This is a genomic window from Nocardiopsis salina YIM 90010, assembly GCF_000341025.1.
GTDB classification, from domain to species: Bacteria; Actinomycetota; Actinomycetes; order Streptosporangiales; family Streptosporangiaceae; genus Nocardiopsis; species Nocardiopsis salina.
On sequence record NZ_ANBF01000079.1, the window covers coordinates 43,970 to 54,163 of the forward strand.

The window sequence follows — 10,194 nt, forward strand, 5'->3', positions numbered from 1 at the left end:
CGGTCCGGGCCGTGTTCCCGCCAACGCCCGCCGGGGCCCGGTTCCGGCGGGCTGGTTGACGCGGCCGAGGCCGCGCGCGAGAGGATGAGCGCGTGGAGCACCCGAACCCCGCCGGTCTGCGGAGGGCCTACCACGGCCGTCCCCTGTACCGTTCCGCGATGGCCGGCCACCCCATGACCCAGTTCCACCTCTGGTTCGAGGAGGCCTACGACATCGGCCTGCCCGAACCGAACGCGATGGTGCTGTCGTCGGTCGAACCGTCCGGCATGCCCCGCGGGCGCACCGTACTCATGAAGGGCTACGACAGCGCCGGGATCCGGTTCTTCACCAACTACACCTCCCGCAAGGGGCGCGCTCTGGAGGCCGACCCCCGCGCGTGCGTGGTCTTCCCCTGGCACCCGATCCGCCGCCAGGTCCTCATGGCCGGCCGGGTGGAACGCCTCGACGACGAGGAGAACGACCGCTACTTCGCCTCCCGCCCTCGCGGCTCGCGCATCGGGGCCTGGGCCAGCGAGCGCCAGTCCGCCCCGGTGGCCGACCGCACCGAGCTCGAGAGCCTCTACACCCAGTTCGACAGTGTGTGGGAGCCGGGCCGGGACATCCCCCGGCCGGACTACTGGGGCGGGTTCCGGCTCGTCCCGGAGGAGGCCGAGTTCTGGCAGGGCGGGGTAGACCGGATGCACGACCGTTTCCGGTACCTGCGAGTCGGCGCCGACCCGGGCGCTGCCGTCGGGGACGCCTGGACGATCGAGCGCCTGGCCCCCTGAACCCCGCGGCAGCTCCCCAACACCTCCCGGCGAACCTCCGAAAGCCCCGATGATGGTGATTTTCGTCGCTCCGCACGCCCGTTCGGAGCGCCACCGAGCACACTGCGCACCGGGGTGCGGACCCTCGGACACCTCCGCCTTCGTCACCCCGGACCGTGGAACAAGGGCAGAGGACCCTTGCGCCACAGGGGCTCACACGACGGAACCGTGTCCGCATCGTGAGTCCGTGCGAAATGCACGACGCCCGCACCGCGATATGCTGGAGTCAACGGTGGTCGCTCCAGCGGCCCTGCGGACGCCCCGGTCCCCGCCGGCCACTGGGAATCACGCCGTCCTGGCCTGTGTTGTGAGAGACCTGCCGTGTCCGCCGTCAACGCGCGCCGGGCACAAAGCCTTGGGAGGGGAGACGTGACCGCACACGGGCTGATCGACACGACGGAGATGTACCTCCGCACGGTCTTCGAGCTTGAGGAGGAGGGCATCGTCCCGCTCCGCGCGCGCATCGCCGAGCGTCTGCACCAGAGCGGACCGACGGTGAGCCAGACCGTCGCACGCATGGAGCGCGACGGCCTGCTGCGGGTCGAGAACGACCGCCACCTGGTCATGACCGGCGAAGGACGCCGTCTGGCCACGCACGTCATGCGCAAGCACCGGCTCGCCGAGCGTCTGCTCGTCGACGTCATCGGGCTGCCCTGGGAGGACGTGCACATCGAGGCCTGCCGCTGGGAGCACGTGATCTCCGAAGCGGTCGAGGAGCGACTGGTCTCCCTCATGAACGCACCGTCGGTCTGCCCGCACGGCAACCCCATCCCCGGGTTGGACGAGCTGGGCCTGGCCGACTACGCGCCGGAACCCTTCACCGACGACTCCATCGTCCCCATGGTCGACGCGGCCTCGGGCAGCGAGTCCACGGTGACGGTGCGGCGCATCAGCGAGCAGATCCAATCGGACGCCGACATCATGCGCAGTCTGCGCCTGGCCGGGGTACGACCGGGTCAGGACGTCGTGATGCGGGCGTCCGACGGCGGGGTCCGGGTCATCGACGAGGACGGTGGCACGGAGTTGTCCGGCGACGTCGCCGGACACATCTTCGTCGCCAAACCTTGAGACCTCACCAGGAACGGTGACTGCTCATCAGGATTGTGACAATGCCTGCGGAAGCGTTGACGGTGTTGCTACGCTCACCCGTAGGTGCGGTCGTTCGGGGTACCCGGAGCGGGCAGGAATGCAGCTCATGACGGCGAGGTGGCGGCTAGATGACACGGTGGGGTGAGCCCTCCCGGGAGAGCGACGCTCTCACCACGGCCGCCGTGGTCGAACAGGCGCAGATCGCCGTCGTCGTCATCGACCGGCACAGCAACCTGCGCTACTGGAACCCCTTCGCCCGCGAACTCTTCGGCTTCGTCGACGGGCGCGACCACGTCGGCCTCTCCCTGCTCGACATCGGTATCCACGAGTCCGACCGCGAGCACGCCGTCCAGCTCGCCCGCCGTGTCCTGCGGGGGGAGCCCTGGGAAGGCACGTTCGCGGTCCTGCGCGGTGACGGCACGTGGATCCACGTGCGCGCCCAGGCCGTCCCGGTGCGCGACGACGAGACCGGGGAGATCGACGGCATCACACTCATCGCCCGCGAGGCCCTGCGCAGCGGGCGCGTGGAGGAGCAGTACGGCCTGCTGGAACGCATCGGCAGCCGGCTGGCCGGTTCGCTGGAGTTCGATTCCACGGTCAAGGGCGTGGCCGGGATCCTCGTCCCGCAGTTCGCCGACCACTGCTTCATCGACCTCTACGACGACGACCGGCTCATCAGACAGGTGTCGGTGCACGCCGAGGGGTGGACGCCCCCGCCGCGCAGCTGGGTCGAGCCCGGCGAAGAGGTCCGCTACCCCGAACGCCACTTCGTCACCCAGGCGCTGCGCCGTCTCGAGACGGTCGTGAGCAGCGACCACCTCTTCTCGAACTCGCCCAACGACCGCTCCGACCGGGTCTCGCGCCAGGTCGGCGTCACCTCCGCGATCGCCGCCCCGCTTCGGGCGCGCGGCGAGGTGCTGGGCGTGCTCACCCTGGCCCTCTCGGGGCTGTCCCCGCGCCAGAAGAACACCTACGGCGGGTTCGACCGCGACCTCGTGGGCGCGATCGCCTCCCGGGTGGCTTTGGCCATCGACAACGCGCGCCTGTTCGAGGACGAGCGCAGCACGGCGCTTGCGTTCCAGCACAGCCTCCTGCCGCGCGGGTTCCCCCAGCTCGACGGGCTCACCGTTGCGCACCGGTACCTGCCGGCCGGGCCGTTCCAGGCGGACGGGTACGGGGTCCAGACCCAGGTCGGCGGCGATTTCTACGACGCGATCCCGCTCTCGGCCGGACGCGTGGGCCTGGTCATCGGCGACGTCGAGGGGCACGGCCCGCACGCCGCCGCCGTCATGGGGCAGCTGCGCGCCGCCCTTCGCGCCTTCGCCCAGGCCGACCGCGAGCCGGCCGACATCCTCCGCGAACTCGACGAGTGGGTGCGCCAGCTCGGCCAGCCCGACGGCAACGGCGGCACGTGGATCCCCAGCGTCAGCTGCCTGTACATGGTCTACGACGCCTGGTCGCGCGAGTTGTCCTACGCCAACGCCGGGCATGCTCCTCCGCTGCTGGTCACCTCCGATTCGGTCGAACCCCTGGAGCTCGCGCTGCCCGACCGCATGCTCGGTGTGCGCGCCAAGAGCGGCTCGGGCGAGGACATCGTCTACCACCAGGCCGACCTGCGCCTGCCCACCGGCGCGACCCTGGTCATGTACACCGACGGTCTCGTGGACCGCCACCCCGCGGGCGGGCGCCCCGACCCCGAGCGTGCGCTCGCGCGCATGACCGAGCGGGTCGCAGAGGTCGCCGACAAGGACGTCGAACAGATCGCCGAGGCCGCGGTGAACAGCGTCCCGGGCCAGCTCGACGACGACACCGCGCTGTTGGTGGTGCGCACCAACTCCGATCAGCTCGCCCTGACAGAGGGCTGGTTCCGCTCCGATGCCTCGACCGTGGGGGAGGCGCGCCACCTGGCCGCCCAGACGTTCAAGGCGTGGGGCATGGACCGCGACCAGGCGGAGCTGGCCTGTCTGCTCGTGTCGGAGATCGTCACGAACGTCGTCATCCACGCCACCCCGCGTCCTGTGCACCGCGAGTTCGCCGGTGGCGGGGTGTTCGACTCCGAGAGCCCGCTCGAAGGCGGTGACGACGAGTTCGACGAGGACTGGACCGACCTGCTGGAGGCGGCCGCCGAGGAGGACGAGGCCTCCGAGGACCCCGCGGAGAAGGAGTTCCTGCTCCGGCTGCGCAGCGGCGCCGAAACCGTGTGGGTGGAGGTCTTCGACCACGACCTGCGCCTGCCGCGGATCCGCAGCGCCGCCGCCGACGACGAGGGCGGCAGGGGGCTGTACCTGGTGGAACAGCTGGCGACCCGGTGGGGTTCTCGGCCGACCCCGGACGGCAAGGCCGTGTGGTTCGAGATGCCGATGTTCGGTGAGCACGGCCCCGACGAGGGTTGAGGTTCCGCGTGGGAGCGGCACTCGTCCGCGGCCCCCCGCAGGTTACCGCCAGGACCACGCCCACAGCAGCAGACACAGGAACACGAAGAAGACCACGATGCCCTTGGTGCTCCAGGGGACGTGGACCTTGGGCCGGAGCCAGCGCACACCGATCACGAGCAGGACCACCAGCAGGCCCATCACGATGAGGCCGTCCCACGAACCGGTCATTACCGCTCCGACCCTTCTTGCTGCGCGCTCTGTGGCTACAGGCCCAGGCCGCGTCCGACGATCTCCTTCATGATCTCGGTCGTGCCGCCGTAGATCGTCTGGATGCGTGCGTCCTGCCAGGCCCGCGCCACGGGGTATTCCATCATGTAGCCGTACCCGCCGTGAAGCTGGAGGCAGCGGTCCATGACCCGGTTGCACATCTCGGTGGTCCACCACTTGGCCTTCGCGGCGTCCTCGACCGTGAGCTCTCCCCTGTTCAGGAGCTCGACGCCCCGGTCCACGTAGGTGCGGGCCAGGTCCACCTCGGTCGCCATTTCAGCCAGGGCGAAACGGCTGTTCTGGAAACGACCGATAGGCCGACCGAACGCGGTGCGCTCGCGGCAGTACTCGATGGTGTGCTGGAGCATGAAGTCGGCGGAGGCGACCGCGCAGGTGGCGATGGACAGCCGCTCCTGGGGCAGGTTCTCCATCAGGTGGATGAAGCCCAGGCCCTCGGTGCCGATGATGTTGCCGACGGGCACACGCACGTCGTCGAAGAACAGCTCGGCGGTGTCCTGAGCCTTCATCCCGATCTTGTCGAGATTGCGCCCGCGCTCGAACCCGGGCATGCCGCGCTCGACGGCCAGCAGGGAGAAGCCCTGGGCGCCGGCCTCGGGGTCGGTCTGGCAGACCACCACGACCAGGTCGGCGTTGATGCCGTTGGTGATGAAGGTCTTCTGCCCATTGAGGACGAACTCGTCGCCGTCGCGGACCGCAGTGGTCTTGACGCTCTGCAGGTCGCTGCCGGTGCCGGGCTCGGTCATGCCGATCGCGGTGATGAGCTCGCCGCTCGCGAAGCCGGGGAGCCAGCGCTCCTTCTGCTCGTCGTCGGTGAGCCCGACCAGGTAGGGCGCCATGATGTCGTTCTGGAGGGTGACGCCGAACCCGCTGGCGTGGGCCTTGCAGACCTCCTCGTTGACCACGGTGTTGTACCGGAAGTCGTTCAGCCCGGTGCCGCCGTACTCCTCCGGGACCCCGTGGCCGAGCAACCCGACCCGGCCGGCCTTGGCCCACACCTCGCGGGGGACGATCCCCTCCTTCTCCCATTCGGCGTGGAAGGGGGAGACCTCGCGCTTGAGGAACTCCGCGACCGTCTCGCGGAAGAGGTCGTGGTCGGAGTCGAACAGTTCCCGCTTCATGTGCTGCTCTCCGGGTGTTGGGGATCACGTTGGATGTGACTTCACAGTAACCGAATCCGATTCGGTTTAGAAGGGGTCCGGCCAAGGCGCAGCAAAGTTCCCGGCCGTGCGGCGGTTCCCGGACCTCCCCGGTCGGCAGGTTCCTAGGGTGCGGGGCACAAGACGCGGACGGGCGTGAGGGGAACGCATGGCGCAGGAGCAGGCCGGTCGACGGGACCGGCGGGAACACGACGGAGGACGCATCGCGCTCATCATGTCGGCGCTCATGCTGACCGTGCTGCTCGCCGCGCTGGACCAGACCATCGTCTCCACCGCACTGCCCACGATCGTCTCGGACCTCGGTGGCCTCAACCACCTGTCCTGGGTCATCACCGCCTACCTGCTCGCAGTCACCGCAGTGACCCCGCTGTGGGGCAAGCTCGGGGACCAGTTCGGGCGCAAACCCCTGTTCCTGACCTGCATCGTCATCTTCCTGGTCGGATCGATGCTGTGCGGACTGGCGCAGAACATGCTGCAGCTCATCCTCTTCCGCGCCGTGCAGGGGCTCGGCGGGGGCGGGCTCATGGTGCTGGCCTCCGCGATCATCGGCGACGTCGTCTCACCCCGCGAGCGCGGCAAGTACCAGGGGTTGTTCGGTGCGGTATTCGGTGTCTCCAGCGTCGCCGGCCCCGTCCTGGGCGGACTCTTCGTGGACCACCTGTCCTGGCGCTGGGTCTTCTACATCAACCTGCCGCTCGGGATCGTTGCCTTCCTGACCGTGCTGTCGGTGCTGCCCCGCAACGTGCCGACCGGGCGCGGACGTGTCGACTACGCGGGGATCGTGTTCATCGCCGCCACCGCCGTGTGTGTGACGCTGGTGGCCTCGTGGGGCGGCAGCGTCCACCCGTGGACGTCGGCGCCGGTGCTGGGGCTGGGGGCGGCCGCGGTCCTGTTCGGCTTCCTGTGGTGGCTCACCGCGCGGCGGGCCGAGGAGCCGGTGCTGCCGCTGAGCCTGTTCGGCAACCGCATCATCGTCGTCGGCATGGCGATCAGTTTCTGCGTCGGCTTCGCGATGATGGGATCGATGGCGTTCCTGCCGCTGTTCCTGCAGGTCGTGCACGGGATGTCGCCGACCGCTTCTGGCCTGCACCTGTTGCCCATGGTGGTCGGCCTGTTCGCGACCTCGCTGGGCAGCGGCCGCCTGGTCACCCACACCGGTCGCTACAAACCGTTCCCCGTCGCCGGGATGGCGATCACCTCGCTGGGGCTGTTCCTGCTCTCGCTCATGGGTCCGGACACCCCCGTGCCGCTCATGAGCCTGTACTTCTTCACGCTGGGTGTGGGGATCGGCCTGGTCATGCAGGTCGTGGTCGTGGTCATCCAGAACGCGGCCCCCTACCGCGACCTCGGTGTGGCCACCTCGGCGGGAACCTTCTTCCGCTCGGTGGGCGGCTCGTTCGGCACCGCGGTGTTCGGGGCGATCTTCGCCGCTCAGCTGGCGGGCAACATCGCCGCCCGGGCCGGGGAGATCGACCTCCCGGCCGGCATCGACGTGGGAACCCTGGAGAGCGATCCGCGCGCGCTCGACCAGCTGTCCCCGCAGGCCCAGGCGTCGTTCCTGGAGGCCTACGCCGAGGCGGTCGACGTCGTCTTCCTGTCGGCGGTGCCGCTGGCCTTGGCCGGGTTCGTGCTCGCGCTGTTCCTCAAGGAGATCCCGCTGCGCACGACCGTGGGCACCCCCGACCTCGACGAGTCGGTGTCTCCGGTCCCGGCGGGCAGCCGCGCCCCCATGGCGCACGTGGAGTACGAGGTCATGCGTGCGTGCGGGCGCGAGGGCGCCGGGCACATGTACGAACGCCTGCGCGAGGCTGCCGGGCTCGAGCTCTCACCCCGGGCCTGCTGGTCGCTGAGCCACCTGGGGGTGACGGGGCCGCTGCGCCGCGAGGAGCTGGTGCGCATGTCCGGTCTGGGCGAGGAGGGTTGGGAGGAGACCCACCGCGAGCTGCTCGACGCGGGATACCTCGTCTCGGCCGACGAACCGTGGGAGCTGAACCTGCGCGGTGCCGACGCGGCCCGCCGCCTGTTCGAGGCCCAGCGCACAGCCCTGATGTCGCTCTTGTCGGACTACTCCCCGGACGAGCACCCGGAGATCGTGGCTGCGCTCAACCGGATGACAGCCGACACCCTGGGTGACGAGGGGGACGCCGGCTCGCTCGGCCGGGAGGACCGCAGCCCCTGAGGGTGGGCGGGACCACATTAACGGGGGGCGGCCTCTTGCAACGCGAGGCAAACCGAATACAGTTCGGTTCAGAACCGTCACCATTCCACGCCCCTTGGAGGACCCCGTGGCCGAGGCCTACATCGTCGGCGCAGTCCGCACCCCCGTCGGTACGAAGAAGGGCGCCCTCGCCGGCGTGCACCCGTCCGACCTGGGAGCGCACGTGCTCAAGGAGCTCGTCGAACGCACCAGTGTCGACGCAGAAGCCGTCGAGGACGTCATCATGGGCTGTGTGAGCCAGGTCGGCCCTCAGGCCCTGGACCTGGCCCGCACCTCGTGGCTGTCGGCCGGGCTGCCCGAGAGCGTCCCCGGCGTCACCATCGACCGCCAATGCGGCTCCTCCCAGCAGGCCCTGCACTTCGCGGCCCAGGGCGTCATGTCCGGCACACAGGACCTCGTCGTGGCCTCCGGCGTGGAGAACATGGGCATGGTCCCGATGGGCTCCAACGTCCAGTTCGCCATCGACAACGGCATCGGCCTGTACGGCGACGGCTGGTTCGAGCGCTACGGCATGCAGGAGATCTCGCAGTTCCGCGGTGCTCAGCTCATGTGCGAGAAGTGGGGCTACAAGCGGGAGCAGCTCGAGCAGTTCTCCCTCGAGAGCCACCAGCGCGCCGCCGAGGCCCTCGAGGGCGGCTACTTCGACGACCAGATCGCCCCCCTCGCGGGCGTGAACCAGGACGAGGGCGTCCGCGCCGACACCACCCTGGAGAAGATGGCCGGCCTCAACGCCCTGCGCGAGGGCTGGGAGCTCACCCCGGCCGTCGCCAGCCAGGTCTCCGTCGGTGCCGGTGCCGTGCTGATCGCCTCCGAGGCGGCGGTCAAGAAGCACAACCTGACGCCGCTGGCCCGGGTCGTGCAGCTCTCCCTCGTGGGCGACGACCCGGTCTACATGCTCACCGCCCCGATCCCCGCGACCCGCATCGCGCTGGAGAAGGCCGGCCTGAGCATCGACGACATCGACGTCACCGAGATCAACGAGGCCTTCGCGCCCGTGCCGATGGCCTGGACCGACGAGCTGGGCGCCGACCCGGCCAAGGTCAACCCCAACGGCGGCGCCATCGCCCTGGGCCACCCGCTGGGTGCCACCGGCGCGGTCCTCATGACCAAGCTCGTGGGCGAACTGCAGCGTTCCGGCGGCCGTTACGGCCTGCAGACCATGTGCGAGGGCGGCGGACAGGCCAACGTCACCATCATCGAGCGCGCCTGACACTCCGCGCTCCCGGGGCCGTGCCCGCCCGTCGGCGGCACGGCCCTTCGTCGTGCCCGGTTACCTGCTCTCGAGTGCGGGCGTGCGTTCGCGCGGTCCACGGCCTACGGGCCTGCTCCGAGCCCCCGGATCTCACGCGGAGCCGATGAGCGTCCGCGTTCAGGCGGGGTCGGGGGTGACGGGGGAGTGCAGTCCCGCGCCGGAGACACCGTGTTCCAGGCCGAGCCAGGCCGCCGTCTCGACGAGCTGCTCGTGCAGCTCGGGCAGGGCGTCGTCGCGTGCGCCGGGCTCGAGGGTGATGCGGTGGGCCAGCAGCACGCCTGCGCGGCGGTCGGCCTTGAGGTCGACGCGGGCCACGAGGTCCTCGCCGAGCAGGAACGGCAACACGTAGTACCCGTGCACCCGCTTCTCGGCGGGCACGTAGATCTCCAACCTGTACCGGAACCCGAAGAGCTCCTCGGCGCGGTCGCGGGTCCACACGAGCGGGTCGAAAGGGCTCAGCAGCGCGCGGGTGTCGACCGAGCGCGGGACTCGGGCGTCGCGGTGCAGGTACGCGGGGCGGTCCCAGCCCTGCACCGTGACCGGCAGCAGCTCACCCGAGTCCACGAGGTCGGCCACGGCCCGGCGGGAAAGGCCCGGGCGTAGCCGGAAGTAGTCGCGCAGGCACGGCTCGGTCGCCACCCCGTGGGCGCGTGCGGCGATCGCGACGAGCTCGCGTGCGGAGTCCTCCGGCCCCAGCTGCGGGGCGTTCAGGTGCTCGGGCGGCAGTACCCGTTCGGTGAGGTCGTAGCGGCGCTCGAACTGGGCGGTGCGGCCGTCGGTCATCACGTCGCCGACCCAGAACGCGTACTCCAGGCACTTCTTGACCTCGGACCAGTTCCATCCCCAGTGCTCCTTGGCGCGGGGCGCGTCGTGGGCCAGCGCCGCTTCGACCTCGCGCGCCGTGGCGGGGCCGATGCGCTCGACCTCCTCCCGGGCCGCCTCGACCAGGTCGGGGCGCCGCTCGCGGATGGGGGAGACCCAGCCGTCCTGCCGATGGCGGTTGGCGTCC

Annotated in this window: 8 protein-coding genes; 5 read left to right on the forward strand and 3 right to left on the reverse strand. The window is 70.3% G+C overall.

Features of this window, described 5'->3' with window-relative positions; genetic code table 11:
• Nucleotides 1-92: 92 nt before the first annotated feature.
• The 3 genes from pdxH (at nucleotide 93) to D474_RS0108745 (ending at nucleotide 4,288) form a co-directional block, all read left to right on the forward strand.
• Complete coding sequence (gene pdxH, locus D474_RS0108735; protein ID WP_017613204.1) at nucleotides 93-767, forward strand: pyridoxamine 5'-phosphate oxidase; 675 nt, start codon at nucleotides 93-95, stop codon at nucleotides 765-767.
• 408 nt (nucleotides 768-1,175) lie between these two features.
• Nucleotides 1,176-1,874: a metal-dependent transcriptional regulator gene (locus D474_RS0108740; RefSeq protein ID WP_017613205.1), complete on the forward strand. Its 699-nt coding sequence runs from the start codon at nucleotides 1,176-1,178 to the stop codon at nucleotides 1,872-1,874.
• A 149-nt stretch (nucleotides 1,875-2,023) separates the two neighbouring features.
• On the forward strand, nucleotides 2,024-4,288 hold the full coding sequence (locus tag D474_RS0108745) for a SpoIIE family protein phosphatase (RefSeq protein WP_017613206.1): 2,265 nt from the start codon (nucleotides 2,024-2,026) through the stop codon (nucleotides 4,286-4,288).
• A 42-nt stretch (nucleotides 4,289-4,330) separates the two neighbouring features.
• Here the strand turns inward: D474_RS0108745 and D474_RS32630 are convergent, their stop codons facing one another.
• Both D474_RS32630 and D474_RS0108755 read right to left on the reverse strand, forming a co-directional pair.
• Nucleotides 4,331-4,498, reverse strand: coding sequence for a hypothetical protein (locus D474_RS32630; RefSeq protein WP_017613207.1), 168 nt, complete (start codon nucleotides 4,496-4,498; stop codon nucleotides 4,331-4,333).
• A 35-nt stretch (nucleotides 4,499-4,533) separates the two neighbouring features.
• Nucleotides 4,534-5,676 (reverse strand): acyl-CoA dehydrogenase family protein, encoded by a 1,143-nt coding sequence (locus D474_RS0108755; RefSeq protein WP_017613208.1) that lies wholly within the window; start codon nucleotides 5,674-5,676, stop codon nucleotides 4,534-4,536.
• A gap of 187 nt (nucleotides 5,677-5,863) precedes the next feature.
• On the opposite strand from D474_RS0108755, the gene D474_RS0108760 reads away from it, so the two are divergent.
• Both D474_RS0108760 and D474_RS0108765 read left to right on the forward strand, forming a co-directional pair.
• The gene (locus D474_RS0108760; protein WP_017613209.1) at nucleotides 5,864-7,894 is read left to right on the forward strand and encodes an MDR family MFS transporter; all 2,031 of its coding nucleotides are present in this window, start codon (nucleotides 5,864-5,866) and stop codon (nucleotides 7,892-7,894) included.
• Between the two features lie 106 nt (nucleotides 7,895-8,000).
• Nucleotides 8,001-9,143, forward strand: coding sequence for an acetyl-CoA C-acetyltransferase (locus D474_RS0108765; protein ID WP_017613210.1), 1,143 nt, complete (start codon nucleotides 8,001-8,003; stop codon nucleotides 9,141-9,143).
• Between the two features lie 159 nt (nucleotides 9,144-9,302).
• On the opposite strand, the gene D474_RS28055 is transcribed toward D474_RS0108765, so the two are convergent.
• On the reverse strand, nucleotides 9,303-10,194 hold an 892-nt coding region (locus D474_RS28055; protein ID WP_017613211.1), incomplete at its 5' end, for a winged helix-turn-helix domain-containing protein.

Coding starts and splice junctions, on each gene's coding strand:
- D474_RS0108760 (WP_017613209.1), top strand. CDS start 5,864: ATGGCGCAGGAGCAGGCCGGTCGACGGGACCGGCGGGAACACGACGGA.
- D474_RS32630 (WP_017613207.1), bottom strand. CDS start 4,498: ATGACCGGTTCGTGGGACGGCCTCATCGTGATGGGCCTGCTGGTGGTC.
- D474_RS0108755 (WP_017613208.1), bottom strand. CDS start 5,676: ATGAAGCGGGAACTGTTCGACTCCGACCACGACCTCTTCCGCGAGACG.
- D474_RS0108745 (WP_017613206.1), top strand. CDS start 2,024: ATGACACGGTGGGGTGAGCCCTCCCGGGAGAGCGACGCTCTCACCACG.